Origin of the sequence: Pedobacter chinensis, from assembly GCF_003339865.1 — a bacterium.
Classification (GTDB): domain Bacteria; phylum Bacteroidota; class Bacteroidia; order Sphingobacteriales; family Sphingobacteriaceae; genus Pedobacter; species Pedobacter chinensis.
This window is the reverse complement of record NZ_QPKV01000013.1, coordinates 40,113-60,393: the sequence shown is the minus strand read 5'-3', so window position 1 is coordinate 60,393 and position 20,281 is coordinate 40,113. Positions and strand designations below refer to the sequence as shown.

At 36.7% G+C, this 20,281-nt stretch carries 17 protein-coding genes; 9 read left to right on the top strand and 8 right to left on the bottom strand.

What is annotated here, in order from left to right; translation table 11 throughout:
* Nucleotides 1–107 precede the first annotated feature (107 nt).
* The 3 genes from DU508_RS21270 to acs all read right to left on the bottom strand — a co-directional run bounded on the left by DU508_RS21270 (nt 108) and on the right by acs (nt 6,647).
* A complete protein-coding gene (locus tag DU508_RS21270; protein WP_233509694.1) occupies nt 108–4,241 on the bottom strand; it encodes a hybrid sensor histidine kinase/response regulator transcription factor in 4,134 nt (1,377 codons plus the stop codon).
* 151 nt (nt 4,242–4,392) lie between these two features.
* Nucleotides 4,393–4,578 (bottom strand): CsbD family protein, encoded by a 186-nt coding sequence (locus DU508_RS21265; RefSeq protein WP_090884810.1) that lies wholly within the window; start codon nt 4,576–4,578, stop codon nt 4,393–4,395.
* Between the two features lie 173 nt (nt 4,579–4,751).
* The gene (acs, locus tag DU508_RS21260; RefSeq protein WP_115404677.1) at nt 4,752–6,647 is read right to left on the bottom strand and encodes an acetate--CoA ligase; all 1,896 of its coding nucleotides are present in this window, start codon (nt 6,645–6,647) and stop codon (nt 4,752–4,754) included.
* Nucleotides 6,648–6,862: 215 nt separating this feature from the next.
* On the opposite strand from acs, the gene rpmB reads away from it, so the two are divergent.
* From rpmB to rimO, 7 genes are all read left to right on the top strand, one after another.
* On the top strand, nt 6,863–7,096 hold the full coding sequence (gene rpmB, locus DU508_RS21255) for a 50S ribosomal protein L28 (RefSeq protein ID WP_010599806.1): 234 nt from the start codon (nt 6,863–6,865) through the stop codon (nt 7,094–7,096).
* Between the two features lie 43 nt (nt 7,097–7,139).
* Entirely contained in the window at nt 7,140–7,322 is a 183-nt protein-coding gene (gene rpmG, locus DU508_RS21250; RefSeq protein ID WP_010599807.1) for a 50S ribosomal protein L33, read from the top strand.
* A gap of 75 nt (nt 7,323–7,397) precedes the next feature.
* Nucleotides 7,398–7,553, top strand: coding sequence for a DUF4295 domain-containing protein (locus DU508_RS21245; protein WP_010599808.1), 156 nt, complete (start codon nt 7,398–7,400; stop codon nt 7,551–7,553).
* A gap of 119 nt (nt 7,554–7,672) precedes the next feature.
* Complete coding sequence (locus DU508_RS21240) at nt 7,673–7,903, top strand: hypothetical protein (protein WP_115404676.1); 231 nt, start codon at nt 7,673–7,675, stop codon at nt 7,901–7,903.
* Nucleotides 7,900–8,313, top strand: coding sequence for a PIN domain-containing protein (locus tag DU508_RS21235; RefSeq protein ID WP_115404675.1), 414 nt, complete (start codon nt 7,900–7,902; stop codon nt 8,311–8,313). Before DU508_RS21240 ends, DU508_RS21235 begins: the two co-directional genes overlap by 4 nt.
* On the top strand, nt 8,313–9,275 hold the full coding sequence (ftsY, locus tag DU508_RS21230) for a signal recognition particle-docking protein FtsY (RefSeq protein WP_115404674.1): 963 nt from the start codon (nt 8,313–8,315) through the stop codon (nt 9,273–9,275). The genes DU508_RS21235 and ftsY overlap by 1 nt, the downstream gene beginning before the upstream one ends.
* Before the next feature lie 174 nt (nt 9,276–9,449).
* On the top strand, nt 9,450–10,781 hold the full coding sequence (gene rimO, locus DU508_RS21225; protein WP_115404673.1) for a 30S ribosomal protein S12 methylthiotransferase RimO: 1,332 nt from the start codon (nt 9,450–9,452) through the stop codon (nt 10,779–10,781).
* A 102-nt stretch (nt 10,782–10,883) separates the two neighbouring features.
* Here the strand turns inward: rimO and DU508_RS21220 are convergent, their stop codons facing one another.
* The 4 genes from DU508_RS21220 to DU508_RS21205 form a co-directional block, all read right to left on the bottom strand.
* On the bottom strand, nt 10,884–11,228 hold the full coding sequence (locus DU508_RS21220; protein ID WP_115404672.1) for a hypothetical protein: 345 nt from the start codon (nt 11,226–11,228) through the stop codon (nt 10,884–10,886).
* An 827-nt stretch (nt 11,229–12,055) separates the two neighbouring features.
* Nucleotides 12,056–13,054: an NAD(P)H-dependent glycerol-3-phosphate dehydrogenase gene (locus tag DU508_RS21215; protein ID WP_233509693.1), complete on the bottom strand. Its 999-nt coding sequence runs from the start codon at nt 13,052–13,054 to the stop codon at nt 12,056–12,058.
* Nucleotides 13,055–13,173: 119 nt separating this feature from the next.
* The gene (locus DU508_RS21210; RefSeq protein WP_115404671.1) at nt 13,174–14,508 is read right to left on the bottom strand and encodes an efflux RND transporter periplasmic adaptor subunit; all 1,335 of its coding nucleotides are present in this window, start codon (nt 14,506–14,508) and stop codon (nt 13,174–13,176) included.
* A 165-nt stretch (nt 14,509–14,673) separates the two neighbouring features.
* Nucleotides 14,674–16,029: a TolC family protein gene (locus DU508_RS21205; RefSeq protein ID WP_115404670.1), complete on the bottom strand. Its 1,356-nt coding sequence runs from the start codon at nt 16,027–16,029 to the stop codon at nt 14,674–14,676.
* A 74-nt stretch (nt 16,030–16,103) separates the two neighbouring features.
* On the opposite strand from DU508_RS21205, the gene DU508_RS21200 reads away from it, so the two are divergent.
* Together DU508_RS21200 and DU508_RS21195 are read left to right on the top strand one after the other, a co-directional pair.
* Nucleotides 16,104–16,754: a polysaccharide deacetylase family protein gene (locus tag DU508_RS21200; RefSeq protein ID WP_115404669.1), complete on the top strand. Its 651-nt coding sequence runs from the start codon at nt 16,104–16,106 to the stop codon at nt 16,752–16,754.
* A 408-nt stretch (nt 16,755–17,162) separates the two neighbouring features.
* A complete protein-coding gene (locus DU508_RS21195; RefSeq protein ID WP_115404668.1) occupies nt 17,163–19,442 on the top strand; it encodes an aconitate hydratase in 2,280 nt (759 codons plus the stop codon).
* Nucleotides 19,443–19,836: 394 nt separating this feature from the next.
* Here DU508_RS21195 and DU508_RS21190 read toward each other — a convergent pair whose 3' ends face one another.
* Entirely contained in the window at nt 19,837–20,280 is a 444-nt protein-coding gene (locus tag DU508_RS21190) for a putative signal transducing protein (RefSeq protein WP_115404667.1), read from the bottom strand.
* Nucleotide 20,281 lies beyond the last annotated feature (1 nt).

The following is a 20,281-nucleotide window of genomic DNA, read 5'->3' as shown; positions in this document are numbered from 1 at the left end:
TATATTTGATTAAGAGCAAATATAGGCTGGCAGCTGTGCAAGAAGAGTGTACTATAATAACATTTTAGTTCACTATTGTTGCAAAAAGCTATTTAGAGGAGGTTTTACTAAAAAATTTCAGTAGTCTCCGATCCTTCATGTTGCTTTTGCCTATAATCATTTGGAGCTAAATGATAGATTTTTTTGAACTCCCTGAAGAAATAAGACTTATTGTTGAAACCTGTTAAATAGAAAATTTCTGAAACATTAAGCTTAGAGTTTTGGAGCAGAACCGCGGCATGTTTCAATCTGATTCTCTTGATAAATTCGGAAGGGGTCATCCCTGCCAGGGTTTTTAATTTCCGGTACAGTTGCATTTTGCTAATGCATAATGCATCTTCTAATTTCGATGCATCCAAATCAGGTTCTGATAAATTATCTTCCACGGCCTTAACCAAAGCATTCAGGAATTCTTTATCTCCTTGTTCCAGATCAACATCTACAAACTGATTGTTAATATTTCTATCCTTAATCAAATGATTCATGCGGTTTCGGTAATCCAGAAGTTTGCGAACACGCATTTGCAAATAATTTACATGGAAAGGTTTTGAAATATAAGCATCGGCGCCTGTTTCGTAACCTTCGGTTTTATTTTCTTCAGTTCCCCTGGCAGATAACATGATAAATGGAATATGGCAGGTGGCAGGGGCCGTTTTAATGTATTTACAAAGTTCCAATCCATCCATATCAGGCATCATCACATCACTGATAATGATATCTGGTGTATTATTTTTTAGAAACTCTATCGCTGAACGGCCATTTTCAGCTTCATAAACATTGTATTGATCTTTTAAAATATTTCTGATCAGGAAACGAAGTGCAGCATCATCTTCCACGATTAAAACACTAGACGAAGCGAAACCTTTTAAATCATCAATTAAAGCAATTTTATTATTTTGCTCCACCGTTTCCATTGATTCTTCATGGTAGGGTTTCAAAATAGACTCAAACAAATAAGAAGGTGCAGAGGCCACCACCTCATCTTCTTTGCCTTCCATTGTTTGTTGAAGCTTCAATTTAAAGTTAAAGTAAATCCAATCATTTTGAAGGTAAACGCTAATATTTCCATCCATAATTGAAATCAATTCTTTGGTAAAAGCAAGGCCAATGCCAGTACTTGATTTTCCAAAATGATGATCATTACCAATATGGAACTCTTTAAAAATATCTTTAAGGTCATCATCTTGAAGCTTACAACCCGAATTGGCTACAATAATCTCTAAATCTTCGTGATCATAATTAGCATTAAACACTACTTTTTGCCCTTTTCCTGAGTGTTTAAAAGCATTTGACAGCAGGTTAAAAAGAACTTTCTCAAATTTATCCTTGTCAATAAACCCGGCAATTCCTGCCTGAATTTCTCTGATAAATTGCTGCTCATTTTTTTCGGCTGCAGGAATAAATAACTGTGTAAGGCTATTCAGTAACTTACTGATATCGAAATAATCATCGCTGCGTTTTAGGTAACCTGCCTCAGCTTTCCGAAACTCTAGTAATTGCTGTACCAAATAAGTTAAACGGGCGGTATGCTGATGTACAATTGATAAAAAGTAATTCTTATCGATCGCCTTATCAATCGTAGTACGCTTTTGCATAAAATGCTCCACTGAACCTAAAATAAGTGTTAAAGGTGTTTGAATTTCATGTGCTATATTGGTAAAAAAGTTAATTCTCTGCCGATGAACTTCTTCATCCTTTTGCCTGAAAAGATATTCCCGTTCAAGCTTAAATTTCATTTCAAGCTTATTTTTTCTGTACAGATGAAAAGCATACCCACCTATAATCAGCAGTACAAAATAAAATGCATAAGCTGGATAGGTAAGCCAAAAATATTGTTTTACATCTAGTTTTAATGCGACAATGTCTTTAGTCCAGATTCCCTCCCCGTTACTCCAGCGCACCAATAATTCATATTTACCTGGTGGAATGTTATAGTAAGCAATTTTCCCATCAGTACCTGTATATCGCCAGCTTTGGTCCAGACCATTGAGCTTATAGGCAAATTCATTTTTAGCGGCATTGAAATAATTTAAAGCATTAAATGAAAATTGGAAGAAATTGCTTTTGCGCTCCAGATCGAAAATCTTAACCGGTTGTTGTTTAGCCTTTACAATGAGATATTGGTTGCTTTGAAATTCTTTTCCACCCAGCTGCAGATCGGAAATTAACAAATTTGGCTGCTTTGTATTTTCGGTAATGTATTTCGGCAAAAAATAGTTGAACCCATAAATCCCACCAAAAAGCAAATTATCATTGGCTGCTTTAAAAGTTGCACCATCGCTAAATTCATTGCTTTGTAAACCATCACTTTCCTGATAATTGGCAATGCTGTTATTAATTGGATTTATTTTAGCTAATCCTTTATTTGTACTCAACCAGATGTTTCCTGAACCATCTTCCTGAATGGCGTGAATGGTATTGTTTGGCAAACCTTTATCAGTGGTAATTTTGGTAAATTTCGGTTTATCTTTTAATGACTCACTGTGCGACAAATAATTTAAACCATAGCTCGTGCCAATCCAAAGACGGTTTTTGCTATCATAAAACAATGATAAAACATCACTATGTGATAAGCTTCCTTCGTAACCAAATGCTTTATAAGTTTTAAACCGGCCCGTTTTTTTATCCAGAACACTTAAACCACCATAGCGGCAGGCGATCCATAAACGATCATCTTTTCCTTGCGCCAAAGCGTAAATGATATCATTAACCGGTCCTTTTTTTTCAATTGATGAAGAATAATACTGTTTAAAATGCTGGATAGAAATGGATTGATCCTGATCTCGGACAACTTTGAGATGAACCAATCCATAACCACTTGTACCTATCCAAACCGAGCCATCCTTATCCTGAATAATAGCATAAACAGACCTGAATTCTGGCAGCTGCTCTGTATTTTTGATGTTTTTCCAGTTAATAATCTTTTTTAATTTCTGATCGTAAATGGAGAGTCCTTTACCATCAGTACCTATATAAATAAATTGATCGGAACCTTTTTGAATGGCAAAAACCGAATTATTTTCCAACCCCGCATTCACGTCGATTTTTTGAGTTTTTGCCAACTGGTTGCCTGGTTTCCAAAAATCATTAAAAACCAAAACGCCATTTCCTTTTGTACCAACCCACAAATTCCCGGCATCTTCAGCAAATGCCCGTATCGGTTTGTTTATACTTGTACCATTTATTTTGGTTACCAGACCGAAGTAGTTCTCTTTTGGATAAATCTGAATCAAACCATTTCCATCTGTACCTAACCAAAGTACCTGATCATAACCAACATTTAGTGCGGTAATCTTAAGATTTTCAACCGCTTTTACCTCATCTTTAAGAAATGGAGTGGCTTCAAAGTTTTTATTAAAAACACTGATTCCCTGATTCTCCCAGGCTAAAACATAGTTTGATTTATAAAAAGTAATTGATTTGATCTTCCGTGCTGATAATTCAAGTGGCTTTACCTTCAAATTATCATCAATCAGAAAATGATGATCATGATTGTTTGTAAAAATGATCTGATTATTGGCAACAACGAAATTATTTATCCCATCAGGATTGGATATCGACCTGATTACCTGTAGTTTATTTTGACCGATTTTGCTTAAAACCAAGGTTCCGGACTGATTTAAATAACATAGCTTATCATCAACAAAGCTCATTTTAACAATACTTTCATTAGCGCTGAATTTTTGGAAGAAAACAAATTTATCGGCAATAAAATCGTATTGGCTTAAAGTGCCATTTGCAGCGAAACAAAAAACCTCTCCATTTTTATTAATGATTAAGTCATATTCATTTTCCCGGATTTTTTGTGGAGAGGTATTTTTATAAAAATAACGACTAAATTTTCCCGAAACCTTATTATAACGTGAAATTCCTCCAATGGTATTAATCCATATATTGCTGTGATTATCTTCTTTAATCGACTGGATCACATTACTGCCGATACTGTTTTCGACTTTATCTATATTATGGTTATAAACACTGAAATGTGCCCCATCATATCTGTTTAACCCATCCCAGGTACCAATCCACAAAAGCTGATCTTTATCCTGAAAAATGGCGTTAATAGAACTGTTGGATAATCCGTTTCTGTTATCAAATTGCCTGTAATAAAAAGATACTCTTGGCTTTACATCTTCCGCAAGAACACTTTGATAGAACAAAACACCCATTAAAAAAAAGAAGAAGAAAAATGCCTTACTCATATTAAGCTTTATTGAAACGATTTATTTGGATAGAACCTTCGGAGATGATTAAATCTACTTAAAAAATTTGGATTTAAGGATAGAAATGAGCGTACACAAAAACAGGCCATCAAAAACTGATCGCCTGTTTACATTGTGATTGATAAAATGCTTATAATGAGTTAATCCATTTTACAAGCTCGTCCCTGCCTTTACCTGTTTTCTGCTGTAATTTTCCTAATAACTCATCGTCCTGACCTTCTTCATGTTTCAAATCATCGTCCGTTAAATCTGCATATGCTTGTTTAACTTTTCCTTTTATCTCGTTCCACTTTCCTTTAATTTCCAACTTATCCATATTCGTAGTTTTATATAAATATTTAGTTTTATAAAGAGAACAAGAATTTATACTGGTTTGTTTTACATTAAAATCAACGTTTAAAAAAAGATAACCAAAAATCATCCTTTGCGGGCGCAACACCATGAGGCGATGGTGAAAGTAAACTTTCCGTACATCCTTAAATTAATGGTTTAAAGTTTCTGTGCAGCATCCATTATCTCCTCAACAACGGCCGGATCCAGCAAAGTAGAAGTATCACCTAAATTGGAAGTATCGCCTTCGGCAATTTTTCTTAAAATACGTCGCATAATTTTCCCTGAACGTGTTTTCGGCAAACCTGAAACAAAAAGTATTTTATCAGGTTTTGCAATAGCCCCGATTACGCGGGTTACCGTTTGCAGAATATCTTTTTTAGATAACTCGGCTTCTCCGTGCATTTCCGGATAAATCACAAAAGCATAAATCCCTTGCCCTTTAACATCATGTGGATAACCCACCACGGCACTTTCTACAACACCAGCATGCATGTTAATGGCATTTTCAACCTCGGCCGTTCCAATTCTATGGCCAGAAACATTCAACACATCATCTACACGCCCAGTGATTCTGTAATACCCATCTTCATCGCGCAGGCAACCATCTCCTGTAAAGTACAAATTTTCATAAGCAGAGAAATAAGTTTGCTTACAACGTTCATGATCTCCATACGTTGTACGCAGCATGCCTGGCCATGGAAACTTAATGCAAAGGTTTCCACTTACGCCATTTCCCTCAATTTCATTTCCATTTTCATCAACCAAAACAGGTTGAATACCTGGCAGTGGCAAAGTGGCATAGCTGGGCTTTGTTGGGGTAACTGTGGCAATTGGAGAAATCATGATTCCGCCGGTTTCTGTTTGCCACCAGGTATCAACAATAGGTGCCTTGCCATGTCCAATTTTTTCATCAAACCAATGCCATGCTTCTTCATTAATAGGTTCACCTACCGAGCCAAGAACACGAATGGTGCTTAAATCTTTTTCCTTTAAAGGCTCATCACCAAAACTCATCAGTGAACGAATGGCCGTTGGAGCAGTATATAAAGTATTTACTTTATGCTTTTCTACAATATCCCAAAAGCGTGATGGGCTTGGATAAGTTGGAATTCCTTCAAACAAAACTGAAGTTGCACCTTGAGAAAGCGGACCGTAAACAATATAAGAATGACCAGTAATCCAGCCAATATCTGCTGTACAGAAATAAACCTCACCAGGTTGATAGTTAAACACGTTGCTAAAAGTATAACCGGCATACACCATGTAACCACCACAAGTGTGCACCACGCCCTTAGGTTTACCTGTTGATCCGGAAGTATAAAGGATGAAGAGCATATCTTCTGCATCCATTTCTTCAGCCTCGCAAATATCATTAACATGCTTAACTTCATCTTCCCACCACACATCGCGTCCTTTCAGCATGGAAACCGGCGTACGGATATGTGTTAACACAATACATTTTTCTACCGTCGGGCAGCCGATCAATGCATCATCAATTACATCTTTTAATGGGATTTGCTTGTTTCCGCGATAAGCACCGTCAGCTGTAATAACCAATTTACATCTCGAATCGTTAATCCGGTCGGCAATTGATTTAGCAGAAAAACCACCAAAAATAACCGAATGAACAGCTCCGATTCTGGCACAAGCTAAAACAGCAATGGCCAGTTCGGGAACCATTGGCATATAAATACAAATCCGGTCACCTTTTTTAGCACCATTGCGTTTTAAAATATTCGCAAATCGGCAAACACGTTCATGCAACATTTTATAAGTAAGTGTTACGCTTTCTTCTTCCGGGTTGTTTGGCTCCCAAATGATTGCCGGCTTATCGCCGTTTTTTTCTAAATGACGATCTAAACAATTTTCGGTAATATTAAGTTTGGCACCTTCAAACCATTTAATATTAGGCTCGTTAAAATTCCATGATAGCACTTTAAACCAAGGCTTACGCCATTGAAAATTCTGCGCTACCTCGCCCCAAAACTGTTCTGGGTTTTCTATACTTTTTTTATAATCTTCTTCGTATTGCTTAAAAGATGTAATTTGCATGGCGCTGTTTATATGTTTTGATTAGTAGCGGCTAATTTAAATAAATATTAATAAGGGTAAATATTCAAATCGTATCAAAATGAATACGCTAAACCAATTTCAAAAAATATGTGAAAATATTTAACTACCCTCTTGCTGTTTACAATTATTATTCAGATATTTGCACACTCTTAAAAAAATTAAGCGACGATATTTAACAACTATATTTACAAGTCATGTCAAGAGTTTGTGATTTAACAGGAAAAATGGCAATGAAAGGTAATAACGTATCACACTCGAACGTTAAAACCAAACGCAAATTTTATCCTAATTTGAAACTTCAGAAATTTTATATCCCTGAAGAAGACCGTTGGATTACGTTGAAAGTTTCTACTTCAGCGATTAAAACCATCAATAAAGTGGGTATTAGCGAAGCAATTAATCGTTTCGTAAAAAAAGGATTTTTGTAAAAACATTAACTGTTGAGATTAACAGTTTACAATTAATATTAAAATGGCAAAAAAAGGTAATAGAGTTCAGGTTATTTTAGAATGTACTGAGCACAAAGAAAGTGGCATGCCAGGTATGTCTAGATACATTTCTACCAAAAACCGCAAAAACACTACTGAGCGTTTAGAATTGAAAAAATTCAACCCGGTATTGAGAAAAGTAACCGTACATAAAGAAATAAAATAAGGTTGAGAGGTTAAAGGTTGAGGAATATTCACTCATTCAATCCTTACATCATTCAATCATTAAAATTATAAGAACATGGCAAAGAAAGTAGTTGCAACCCTTAAAACAGGTACAGGTAAAGAATATTCGAAAGTGATCACAATGGTAAAGTCACCTAAAACCGGTGCTTATTCATTCAAAGAACTTATCGTTCATAACGACCACGTAAAAGATGCTATCGCATCTAAATAAGGTTAATATTTTTTAATATTGAAAATATTAAAGGCCGTTCCGTTTTAACCGGGAGGGCTTTTTTTGTTAATGAAATTTATGGCAGTGAATAATTGAGTATCTTTGAAAAAAGCATAACCATGGAAGCATATAAATTTAAAACAAAAGTTTCTGAAGATGGAACAATTATTATTCCTGATCGCTTTGATGTAAAAAACAAAGAAGTTGAAGTTATTATTCTGGATGACGTTGTCCCTGTAGCAAAAAGAATGACTGGAAGTGAATTTGTTGAAAAGTTTTCCGGAGTTATAAAAAACATTGATGCTGATCAAGCTAAATGGGAATATCTTAAGGATAAACATAATTTATGACCTTATTATTTGATACAAATATCATTTTGGATATTGCTTTAATACGACTACCATTTTATGAGCACTCATCCCAGGTTTTTAAACTTATTGATGGAAGCAAATTTAAAGGCTGTATTACCGCATCATCTTTTACATATATTTATTACATTATCAAGAAGAATTCAAATCATGATAAGGCAATTTTCTTTATTGAATCCTTACTCTCTACAATTGATGTTCTGAATGTAAATAAAGATACAATAATGCTTGCTGTACATTCAAATTTCTCTGATTTTGAAGATGCGGTTCAAAGTGCATCTGCAGAATTAAATCAGGTTGATTTAATTGTATCAAGAAATGTGAAAGATTTTATCGGCAGTAAAATAACTACGCTATCACCTACTGAATTTCTAGAAAAATATAAACAATAATGGGCTTATTTGATTTTTTCAAAAAGAAAGAGACTGCGCCAGAGGCTCAAGAGGCTTTAGATAAAGGTTTGGAGAAAACCAAAGATGGTTTCTTTAGTAAAATTACAAAAGCTGTTGCTGGAAAATCAACCGTTGATGATGAGGTGCTTGATAATCTGGAAGAAGTTTTAGTTACCTCTGATGTTGGTGTGAGTACCACATTAAAAATCATAAAACGTATTGAAGATCGTGTTTCAAGAGATAAATATCTTAATACTTCTGAACTAAATTTTATTTTACGTGATGAGATCCAGCTATTATTATCAGAAAACAATAGTAACGATTTTCGTCAGTTCGAATATGGCGACCATAAGCCCTATGTAATCATGGTGGTTGGTGTTAATGGTGTGGGTAAAACAACAACCATTGGCAAGCTGGCACATAAACTGAAAGAGTCAGGCCTTAAAGTTGTTTTAGGTGCTGCAGATACTTTTAGAGCCGCTGCTGTAGATCAGATTAAACTTTGGGGTGAACGCGTTGGTGTAAGAGTAGTAGCGCAAGCAATGGGCTCTGATCCGGCCTCTGTTGCTTTTGATACCTTGCAATCTGCCGTTGCTAACGGCGAAGATGTGGTTATAATCGATACTGCCGGCCGTTTGCACAATAAAATCGGCCTGATGAATGAACTTGGTAAAATTAAACAAGTAATGCAAAAGGTTGTGCCTGGCGCTCCACACGAAATTTTGTTGGTACTTGATGCTTCAACAGGTCAAAATGCATTTGAGCAATGTAAACAGTTTACCGAAGCCACAGATGTAAATGCCCTGGCCATTACTAAATTGGACGGTACGGCAAAAGGTGGCGTAGTGATTGGAATTTCCGATCAATTTAAAATTCCTGTGAAATACATCGGGGTAGGTGAAAAAATTGGCGACTTGCAGCTTTTTGATAAAAAAGAGTTTGTAAATAGCTTGTTTAAATAATATCGCCGTCACTGCGAGGCAAATAAAAGCCAGTAAAATTAAAACAGGATTATTGATCAATTTTGGTAACACTGGCTGTGAAGTCAAAAGAATATCAGTATAAAAAACCACACCAATGTGGAATCGCTAAAATCTGTGGAATCAAACCGCAAGGAAAGCGTAATCAAAATTAATATGAATACCAAAATAGCAAGAAGTAAAACCGCAATTAAACAACCTAAAATCAATGTGATCACTTTGGGTTGCTCTAAAAATATTTACGATTCAGAAGTATTGATGGGACAGTTACGTGGAAATAACTTGAACGTTGTTCACGAATCTGATAAAATGGGTAAAAATGATATCGTTGTAATCAATACCTGCGGATTTATAGATAATGCTAAGCAAGAATCAATAGATACCATTCTTCAGTTTAGTGAGTTAAAGGAAGCTGGCAAAATCGGAAAAGTAGTGGTTACAGGTTGCCTGTCAGAGCGCTACAAACCAGAATTAGAATCAGAAATTACGAATGTTGATGCCTTTTTCGGCACCAACGACCTTCAAAATATATTACATGAGTTAGGTGCCAATTATAAACACGAACTTATTGGCGAGCGTTTGCTGACCACCCCATCTCACTTTGCTTACTTCAAAATTGCTGAAGGCTGCAACCGCCCTTGTTCTTTTTGTGCAATTCCGTTAATGCGCGGCAAGCACATGAGCAAGCCAATGGAAGAATTGGTTAATGAAGCAAAAATATTAGCTAAAAACGGCACTAAAGAACTCATTCTGATCGCTCAGGATTTAACTTATTACGGTCTGGATCTTTATGGTGTTCGTAAACTGGATGAATTAATGCGTCGTTTATCGGATGTTCCGGGAATTGAGTGGATTCGCCTGCAATATGCTTATCCAAGTGGTTTCCCGATGGAGATTTTAGATGCCATGAATGAGCGTGATAACATTTGCAAGTATTTGGATATGCCACTACAGCACATCACGGATAACATGTTGAAATCAATGCGTCGTGGTACAACAAAACAGAAAACGGTTGATTTGGTCAACCAGATTAGAGATAAGGTTCCTAACATTGCGATGAGAACCACTTTAATTTGTGGGTACCCCGGAGAAACGCAATATGATTTCGAAGAAATGGCCGCATGGGTTGCTGAAACCAAATTCGATCGTTTAGGTTGTTTTACTTATTCTCATGAAGAAAAAACTCATGCACATACATTGGTTGATGATGTACCTGAAGAAATTAAACAACAACGCGTTGACGATATCATGGAAATTCAACAAGGTATTTCATTTGATATTAACCAGGAAAAGGTAGGCAAAATCTTCAAAGTTTTAGTCGATAAAAAAGAAGGAGATTTCTTTATTGGAAGAACCGAATTTGACTCTCCTGAGGTTGATAACGAAGTTTTAATTGATGCAGCAACAGGTTATGCTGCTAACGGAAGCTTTGTGAATGTAAAGATTGACAGAGCGGAAGATTTCGACTTATACGGAACGATAGTTTAAATTAAATCTCGCCGGTTTTACTTCTGTTAGTATCTATAAAATGTTAGTATCTATAAAAGAAGTCAAGTTTTAAAAACTTGACTTCTTTAAAATTACATCTTATTAATTTTTAGGCTCAGGCCTGTTTTTAATCTGGCTTGGTTTTAACCAAATTTTTGCGCCTTTAGCATTAACATAATATTTTTCATTTTTTGAATTAATGTAAACGTTAGATCCGTCTGGTGCCATTTTACCCTTCCAGGTTTTATCAGCTACTTTAGCCTCCCCTTTTACGGCTACTTCAGCTGTTTTATTTCCAACCGACTTAGCACCCTTTCCAATGGCTTTTCCTGTTTTATCTAGTGCCTGACCAACTTCTGTTTTCTTTTTTTCCTGTGCGTTAACACTTAAGGTTATACCGCCAAATAATGCGAGCGTTAATAATCCTATTGCAAATTTCTTTTTCATGACAGCTATACTTTTATTTAATGGAATAACAATTTTTTAAGTAATTTGTTTTGGATTTTAGCGGCACTCCAAATCAAAGTACAATGCCTGTCAGGGATTTATTTCGTAACTACTTCGCGGTCTTCGTGCCTCAGAATGACAGGCACATTTCAACGTTGTCATTCTGAACACAGTGAAGAATCCGCCGATGGAACACAAAACTTTAATAACAGCACACTACCCCTTACAAAACAATTCAGCGGTAAACCAGGTACAATGCCTGCAGGTCAGGGATTTACTTCGTAGCTGCTTCGCGGTCTTCGTGCCTCAGAATGACAGGCACATTTCAACGTTGTCATTCTGAACACAGTGAAGAATCCGCCGATGGAACACAAAACTTTAATAACAGCACACTACTCCCTTACAAAAACAATTCAGCGGTAAACCAGGTACAATGACTGTAGGTCAGGGATTTACTTCGTCGCTGCTTCGCGGTCTTCGTGCCTCAGAATGACAAGCACATTTCAACGTTGTCATTCTGAACACAGTGAAGAATCCGCCGATGGAACACAAAACTTTAATAACAGCACACTACCCCTTACAAAAACAATTCAGCGGTAAACCAGGTACAATGCCTGCAGGTCAGGGATTTACTTCGTAACTGCTTCGCGGTCTTCGTGCCTCAGAATGACAGGCACATTTCAACGTTGTCATTATTTTTTGTTTTTTCCTTAAATAATAACATTGGGTTCCCACCTGCGGGTGAATAACGCGGAGCCGGACCACCAAACGAAGCACTTTGCAATTCCTATTGGCTGGGAGAAAAATTCTTTTATCCCGAGCCGGTGTTAATTTAACTTCTCAGCAAGTAGATTCATTTCTATTTGTGGCGAGCGATTTTCATACAAAACATGGTATACAGCCTTACTTATGGGCATTTCAACGTTATAGGCCAAATTCTTGATGAACATACATTTCGCTGCATAATATCCCTCAGCAATCATATTCATTTCCAGCTGGGCAGATTTTACCGTATAGCCTTTACCTACCATATTACCGAAAGTGCGGTTGCGACTAAATTGAGAATAGGCCGTTACCAAAAGGTCACCCAGATATGCAGACTCTTTAATATCACGATTGATGGGATGAACAGCCTCAACAAAGCGTTTAATTTCACGAATGGCATTGCTGATGAGTACAGCCTGGAAATTATCTCCATAGCCAATTCCATGGCAAATTCCACTGGCAATGGCATAAATGTTTTTTAAAACCGCAGCATACTCAGTCCCAAAAATATCATCAGAAACATTTGTTTTAATATACCTGGTGTTTAAAAGAGATGCAAAATTTGATGCCTTTTCAACATCGGTACAAGCGATAGTGAGGTACGAAAGTTTTTCAAAAGCCACTTCTTCAGCATGACAAGGGCCGCTCACCACCAGGATATTTTCGTATGGAACAGCATATTTTTCATGCAGGAACTCGCCAATGATCAAATTATCTTCCGGAACTATTCCTTTAATGGCAGAAACTATTTTTTTTCCTTTTAAATCTTCGCTGCTAATGGTTGATAAAGTATCTTTTAAGAATGCAGCCGGTACATTTAAAATAACCAAATCTGCAGATTTTATAATCGAATTTATATTTGAAGATATATTTTCTTCCACCAATTTAATTTCAACAGAGCTTAAATAGTGAGGATTATGCTTGAATTTTTTAATGTGTTCAATGGCGACCTCGTTACGCATCCACCAATAAATTTCTTTTTCCGATAAATTATCTGAAAGCATTTTCACAATGGCAGTCGCCCAGCTTCCGCCCCCTATCATTGCTATTTTAGGTACCATGTTTATAAAAATATTTAAGGTAAAAGGTGTAAGGTATAAGACTTATGCAAATTGCTCCAAATCCTAAACCTTACACCTCAAACCTTTGCAAGTTACTATTTCTCGCGATTAATTATAAACTACTTCTTGCTGTCTTTGTTAAACAATTGGTCTTTAGACGTTTTTTCTACAATCATTCCATCCTTTAATTTACTTTGAATGGCAGAATAAGGTCCGGTTACGATTTCCTCTCCAGTTTTAACCCCCGATTTAACAATAATAAACTGATCATTTTGTATACCTGTGGTAACTTCAACTTTTTTAACCTTTTTTGTTTTGTTATCATAGTTATAAACAAACTGTTTAATCTTTTTATCAGTTAATTTAGATTTTTGTTTATCGGAATTTTCCTGGTTTCCCTGATTGGCATCGCCAGTTTTGCCACTTTCTGTAAATACTGCCTGGATTGGAACAGCTAAGCCTTTAACCGTTTCGCTCTCGATATCAACTGTTGCTGACATGCCCGGACGGAAAATAGACTGTTGCTTGCCTTCCATTTCTTCAGTAATTCTGATTTTAACAGAAAAATTTGTTACCTGATCAACCGAACTTGTGGCAGTAGTGCCCACTGCGGTTGACGAACTTGCAATTTCTGTTACTACACCTCTGAATTTTTTATCAGAAAAGGCATCAACCTCAATAGATGCTTTATCGCCAACTTTTACACGTGTGATGTCATTTTCGTTCACATCAACATTTACCTCCATTGATGATAAATTAGAAATACGCATGATCTCCGTACCAGCCATTTGTGAAGTACCTAAAATACGATCACCCAACTCGATTGATAATTTTGAAACTACACCATCAACCGGTGCATAAATAGTCGTTTTTGCCAGGTTTGCACCAGCTTCTTTAACATTTGCACCTGTTTGTTCCAAAGTAAATTTAGCACCTGTTACATTTTCTTTTGCACTGGCTAAATTAGCTTTTGCAGTTAAAAATGCGGCTTTAGCAGCATCAAATTCAGATGCTGAAATTACTTTTTTATTGAAAAGCTCTACATTACGTTTATAAGTGGCGTCGGCATTTACAAAGTTGGCCTCATTTTGTGCTAACTGTTGCTGCGCGGCAGCCACACTTGCTTTTTGTGCATTATAACTTGCTACGGTACGTTCATAACCAGATTGTAAAACATCAGGACGAACTTTACAAAGCAATTGACCTGCTTTAACCACATCACCTTCTTTTACCTTTAATTCTACCACCTCGCCTGATACTTCCGAGCTTAGCTTAACTTCAGTTTCAGGTTGAATTTTACCGCTTGCCGTCACCGTTTCTACAACAGTTTTATCTGCCACTTTTTCGATAGTTACTTTTTCGGTTTTATCACCACCAATAACCCCAGCTAGTTTTAGTCCGACTAAAATAGCAACGATAACACCAATGGTAATTAATATGTGCTTCAGTTTCATAATTGTTTATTGTATTTCGTTTGTTTTATTTTTTCCTTTGGGTTGATTTCACAAATTATATGTTCCACCGGTTTTATCTTGTTTTTTAGTGCTTCTTACTTAGCGTTTCGGCTCAGTCCTTTTTCTTTCACGGGCGTTATCCAAATTTTCTTTAATTTTTTAGCTTTAAAAAGTAATTTGTCTACCTAAATAATAATCTATAACCTTTGCCCTAAAAATAAGGTCGTATTTTGCGAGAATAAAATCAATCTCTGCCCTGTTTCTGTTGGTTTGAGCAGTACTATAATCAAGTGAATTCACTAATCCTACATTATAGCGTTGATCGATAACATAAAACGCATCTTTTTGAGCCTCAAAAGCATTTTGAGTTGAAGTATAACGACTTCTTGCTGCATTTAAATCTGCAACAGCCTGATTAATTACCTTAATTAAATTATTTTTTGCCAGCGCTTCGTCAGTTCGGCGTTGCATTAATGTAATTTTTGCCCGTTTAACATTAGATTTGGTAGCAAAACCATTAAAAATTGGAATCTGAATTCCCATACTCACAAATTGGCCAAAGTTATCAGATAACTGATCGCTAAATCTTCCATTCGGGCGAAATTGACTTGCGTTAAATTGATAATAATAGGCAGATCCTAAACCGCCTCCTAAAGTAATTTGCGGAAAAAATCCACCTCTTGCAACATCTACTGCTTTTTCAGCGGCTTTGGTGTAATTCCAGGCTAATTTAATATCTGGAAAATTAGCTATCGCTTGTTTGTAAATATCATTAGGTACGTAATCTGACTTTATGTTTTCGATTTCATTAACCAATGGCGCCTGCACCTTGAAAGTCATAGGAGGCTGAATTTCCATTAGCTGTCCTAATGTCAGATAGGAAATTGTTAACTGATTTTGTGCATCGGTAAGGTTTAATTCTGCTGTTGCTACCTGAGATTTAGCCTGAGAAATATCAGCCAAAGTTTTATTGCCAACATCTAACAATGCTTGTTCACGCTTTAAGGTAGAATTCGCCACTTCTAACTGTTGTTGCGTGGCTTTTACCTGATCCTGATTATTTAAAACCTGAAGATACGCAGTAACTACCTGTAAAATTAAATCATTTTTAACTTTCTCAACATTGGTGTTACCAGCATCCAATAAGAATTTATTTTGTCTGATCTGATTTAATCTGGTCCCTCCGCCAAAAACAGCTATACTCGCATTTAAATTTGGATTTAAGTTATAATTCTGCGTATTTTCAAATAAACCAGAAACCTGCTGACTTCTACCCCACTGCATGGATTGATTAATACTTCCATTAAGTGTTGGCAATAATGCATTTTTCGATTGCACTAAATTTTCTTCGCTTATGGCAGCGCTAAAAGCGGCCTGTTTAATGTTTAAATTGTTTTTTAAGGTATTTTCAACTGCTTGTTCAATGGTTATAACCTCCTGGGCTTTAATATTCTGGCTAAAGCTCAGGGCCAATAATAATGCAGATCCGGTAATTAACTTATTCGTGGTAAACATTTTCATAATTTATCTTCAAATCTATATAAACAACTTTAATAATTTCAATCTGTACAGGCATTTGCTAACTTTGATTGCAAATGTACCTGATCAAATCGCCGTTTCTGCTAAAATGGTATTATCCATCATTGTTATGGAATAAATCCCGCACCGAAAAAGTCATTTATTTGACCTTTGACGATGGACCTATACCCAATGTTACAGATTTTGTATTAAAAACTTTAAAAGCTTTTAATGCAAAAGCTACTTTTTTTTGCATTGGCGATAATATTGTAAAACATCCCGAGGTGTACGCTAAAGTGATAAACGACGGGCATGCTATCGGAAACCATACTTTTAATCATTTAAAAGGATGGGAAACCGATGATGAAACCTATGTAAAAAATGCGTTAATGTGTCAGCAACTTACCTGCACTTCGCTTTTCAGACCCCCCTACGGAAGAATTAAGAAATCTCAAATCAAGAGTCTCCAGTTAGCGGTTTCCAATTTTCAATTTCCAGTCCAAACTGCCAACTCTAAATTGCAAATTGTCATGTGGGACGTACTCAGCGGAGATTTCGACACCAATCTCACTCCTGAAAAATGCTGTCGAAATGTTATAAAACATACAGAGAATGGCTCTATAATAGTTTTCCATGATAGTTTAAAAGCTTTTGATCGGCTGGAGTATGCATTGCCTCGTGTATTAAAATATTTTACTGATAAAGGTTTCACTTTTTCAACGCTTTAACTTTTAGCCATTGTTGTGCCAATAAAGCCTGGCCATTCAATCAATTGATTTATAGCTGTTTCGAGTTAATTTTTCAAAACCATGCGTTCGTAATTGAACATTAATGTCCGTTAATGAACAGTACATTGGCTCAATAACGTTCTTTTCAATCTTTTCAACATACTCATACTTCTTCGCAGGTTTTTACCTCCTTCAGAAGGACAGAGGTAAATTAATCAGCAGCCCCTGATTGAAAAGCTGCCATTACGCTTTAAAAAATTAAAGAATTGGTTTAACCGTGCCTGCTACGCTTTATTTAGAATATTTCCAAATAATACAATGATCCAAGTATGACCTACAGCAGCGCATTTTTTTTGTAAATTCGCAGCTATTAGAATAGAAGTATTACCTTTTAACCAATAAAAATCGATGGCTTTTGATATAGACATGATTAAAAAGGTTTACGCGAACTTCGGTAGCCGCGTTGACGCAGCACGTAAGATCGTTGGCAGACCTTTGACATTATCAGAAAAAATATTATATGCTCACCTTTGGGATGGCGATCCTAAAAAAGCATTCTCTCGCGGAACTGATTACGTAGATTTCGCTCCAGACCGCGTTGCGATGCAAGATGCAACTGCTCAAATGGCACTTTTGCAATTTATGCAAGCTGGCCGCCCACAAGTTGCTGTTCCTTCAACGGTTCATTGCGATCACTTAATCACTGCAAAAGAAGGTGCTGCAATAGATTTGCCTCATGCCAGAACAGAAAGTGCTGAAGTTTTTGATTTCTTATCATCTGTATCAAACAAATACGGTATTGGTTTCTGGAAACCAGGTGCCGGTATTATTCACCAGGTAGTTTTAGAAAATTATGCTTTCCCTGGCGGAATGATGATTGGAACCGACTCACACACTGTTAACGCAGGTGGTTTGGGTATGGTTGCCATTGGCGTTGGTGGTGCTGATGCCTGTGATGTAATGGCTGGTTTACCTTGGGAGCTTAAATTCCCTAAGCTGATTGGTGTTAAATTAACAGGTAAATTAAACGGATGGACTGCTGCTAAAGATGTGATTCTTAAAGTTGCCGGTATTTTAACTGTAAAAGGTGGTACCGGTGCTATTGTAGAATATTTTGGCGATGGTGCAACATCAATGAGCTGTACCGGTAAAGGCACCATTTGTAATATGGGTGCTGAAATTGGCGCAACTACTTCAACTTTTGGCTATGACGAGAGCATGGAACGTTATTTACGTGCTACCGACAGAAATGAAGTTGCTGATGAAGCAAACAAAATAAAAGAATATTTAACCGGGGATGCCGAAGTTTATACTGACCCGGAAAACTATTTCGATCAGGTTATCGAGATCGATTTAGATACATTAGAACCTTATTTAAACGGACCTTTCACTCCGGATTTAGCCACTCCTGTTTCACAAATGAAAGTTGAGGCTGAGAAAAACGGCTGGCCATTAAAGGTAGAATGGGGTTTAATCGGGTCTTGTACCAACTCTTCTTACGAAGATTTATCAAGAGCGGCATCAATTGCTAACCAGGCAATTTCCAAAGGTTTAAAAACTAAAGCTGATTTTGGTATCAACCCAGGATCTGAACAGGTACGTTATACCGCTGATCGTGACGGTTTCTTAAAAACTTTCGAAGATTTAAATGCAACTATATTTACCAATGCTTGCGGGCCATGTATTGGTATGTGGGATCGTACAGGTGCAGAAAAAGCAGAAAAAAACACAATTGTACACTCATTTAACAGAAACTTTGCCAAACGTGCTGATGGTAATCCTAACACTTTTGCTTTCGTAGCATCGCCAGAAATGGTTGCTGCAATTGCAATTTCAGGTAACTTAGGTTTCAATCCGTTAACAGATACTTTAACAAACGATAAAGGCGAAGAAGTTAAATTAGATCCACCTACCGGAGATGAATTACCTAAAAGAGGTTTCGCCGTAGAAGACGCAGGTTATCAGGCACCTGCAGCTGATGGTTCGAAAGTTGAAGTTTTAGTTTCTCCAACATCTCACCGTTTACAATTATTGGATCCTTTTACGCCTTGGGAAGGTACAGATTTAAAAGGTTTAAAACTTTTAATCAAAGCTAAGGGTAAATGTACAACGGATCATATTTCTATGGCTGGCCCTTGGTTAAAATTCCGTGGTCACCTGGATAATATTTCTAACAACATGTTGATCGGAGCGGTTAATTACTTTAACGATAAAACAGATAATGTTAAAAATGAACTGACTGGCGAATATGGTCCGGTTCCTGCAACACAACGTGCTTATAAAGCAGCTGGTTTTGGTTCAATCGTAATTGGTGATGAAAACTATGGTGAAGGCTCATCTCGTGAGCACGCAGCTATGGAGCCTCGTCATTTAGGCGTTCGTGCCGTATTGGTAAAATCTTTTGCCCGTATTCACGAAACCAACCTTAAAAAACAAGGAATGTTAGGTTTAACATTTGCTGATAAGGATGATTATGATAAAATCCTGGAAGGCGATACCATCGACATTTTAGGTTTAACAGAATTTGCTCCTGATAAACCACTCACGTTGGTATTACACCATGCAGACGGTACTGAAGAACAGTTTCCGGTTAACCACAGTTATAATGCACAACAAATTGACTGGTTTAAAGCTGGTGGAGCATTGAATATTATCAGAAAAGAAGCTGCTGAAAAGGCTGCGCTTTAAGTCCAGGGCCGGTAACCCGAAGTCTGGATGAAATAATCAATCCCGTTTTGAATCAAATCAGAACGGGATTTTTTGTTTCTATTAATTGATGAATCCATGTATGCAAGATTATTTTATGCTATGCGTTCATGCCATTAAGGTCCTGAAATAAACGGCACAGCCCTCTTGAATACCAATAAAAACTTAAAAACAAATGAAAAATTCAGGATGACGGCCGTTCATGTGTGGTGTTTTAAGCAGCAGGCCCAGCCACCACGTCATGCTGAACTTGATTTACAAGTGTAAATATTAATTTTAAAAGGTCTTGTAGCTACTTCGTGGTCAGCATTTTTCCTGCTATGCGTTCATCTCATCAAGCTTCTGAAACAAGTTCAGGATAACTTAAGTGTAAAACCTACTCAAATTCAAAACCACAATTATAACAGTGATAACATTTATTGCCTTTAAACGGGTAAACGCCACCCAATAAAAATGAAATAGCTATAACCCACCAACTGTGCTTATGTTTGGTTGCCATTCCGTAGCCCGCATCTTTAGCACCGCAACTAGTACAAATAACCAGATCATTAACAATTTCAGCATTATCTGGCAGATCCATATTGGATGAATCTGCCGCCAATTCTATGTTTTCCGTTAATAAAGCATTAATTGACTCAACATCTCGTTCAAATACAATAAGTTTCACACCACCTATAGCTTGATTATAAAGTGGATTTAAAGTCGCCACATTTTCATCAGCAAGAAAACATGCAAAACCAGCATCTTCCAATTTAGCCCTAACAATATTAGCTTCCACTGGATTGTAATAGGTACTGTAAACTAGTGTTCTGTCGTTCATT

What these genes read in the sequence shown, in the direction of transcription:
- DU508_RS21270 (WP_233509694.1), bottom strand. Translation starts at nt 4,241, where the DNA reads ATGAGTAAGGCATTTTTCTTCTTCTTTTTTTTAATGGGTGTTTTGTTC.
- DU508_RS21265 (WP_090884810.1), bottom strand. Translation starts at nt 4,578, where the DNA reads ATGGATAAGTTGGAAATTAAAGGAAAGTGGAACGAGATAAAAGGAAAA.
- acs (WP_115404677.1), bottom strand. Translation starts at nt 6,647, where the DNA reads ATGCAAATTACATCTTTTAAGCAATACGAAGAAGATTATAAAAAAAGT.
- rpmB (WP_010599806.1), top strand. Translation starts at nt 6,863, where the DNA reads ATGTCAAGAGTTTGTGATTTAACAGGAAAAATGGCAATGAAAGGTAAT.
- rpmG (WP_010599807.1), top strand. Translation starts at nt 7,140, where the DNA reads ATGGCAAAAAAAGGTAATAGAGTTCAGGTTATTTTAGAATGTACTGAG.
- DU508_RS21245 (WP_010599808.1), top strand. Translation starts at nt 7,398, where the DNA reads ATGGCAAAGAAAGTAGTTGCAACCCTTAAAACAGGTACAGGTAAAGAA.
- DU508_RS21240 (WP_115404676.1), top strand. Translation starts at nt 7,673, where the DNA reads ATGGAAGCATATAAATTTAAAACAAAAGTTTCTGAAGATGGAACAATT.
- DU508_RS21235 (WP_115404675.1), top strand. Translation starts at nt 7,900, where the DNA reads ATGACCTTATTATTTGATACAAATATCATTTTGGATATTGCTTTAATA.
- ftsY (WP_115404674.1), top strand. Translation starts at nt 8,313, where the DNA reads ATGGGCTTATTTGATTTTTTCAAAAAGAAAGAGACTGCGCCAGAGGCT.
- rimO (WP_115404673.1), top strand. Translation starts at nt 9,450, where the DNA reads ATGAATACCAAAATAGCAAGAAGTAAAACCGCAATTAAACAACCTAAA.
- DU508_RS21220 (WP_115404672.1), bottom strand. Translation starts at nt 11,228, where the DNA reads ATGAAAAAGAAATTTGCAATAGGATTATTAACGCTCGCATTATTTGGC.
- DU508_RS21215 (WP_233509693.1), bottom strand. Translation starts at nt 13,054, where the DNA reads ATGGTACCTAAAATAGCAATGATAGGGGGCGGAAGCTGGGCGACTGCC.
- DU508_RS21210 (WP_115404671.1), bottom strand. Translation starts at nt 14,508, where the DNA reads ATGAAACTGAAGCACATATTAATTACCATTGGTGTTATCGTTGCTATT.
- DU508_RS21205 (WP_115404670.1), bottom strand. Translation starts at nt 16,029, where the DNA reads ATGAAAATGTTTACCACGAATAAGTTAATTACCGGATCTGCATTATTA.
- DU508_RS21200 (WP_115404669.1), top strand. Translation starts at nt 16,104, where the DNA reads ATGTACCTGATCAAATCGCCGTTTCTGCTAAAATGGTATTATCCATCA.
- DU508_RS21195 (WP_115404668.1), top strand. Translation starts at nt 17,163, where the DNA reads ATGGCTTTTGATATAGACATGATTAAAAAGGTTTACGCGAACTTCGGT.
- DU508_RS21190 (WP_115404667.1), bottom strand. Translation starts at nt 20,280, where the DNA reads ATGAACGACAGAACACTAGTTTACAGTACCTATTACAATCCAGTGGAA.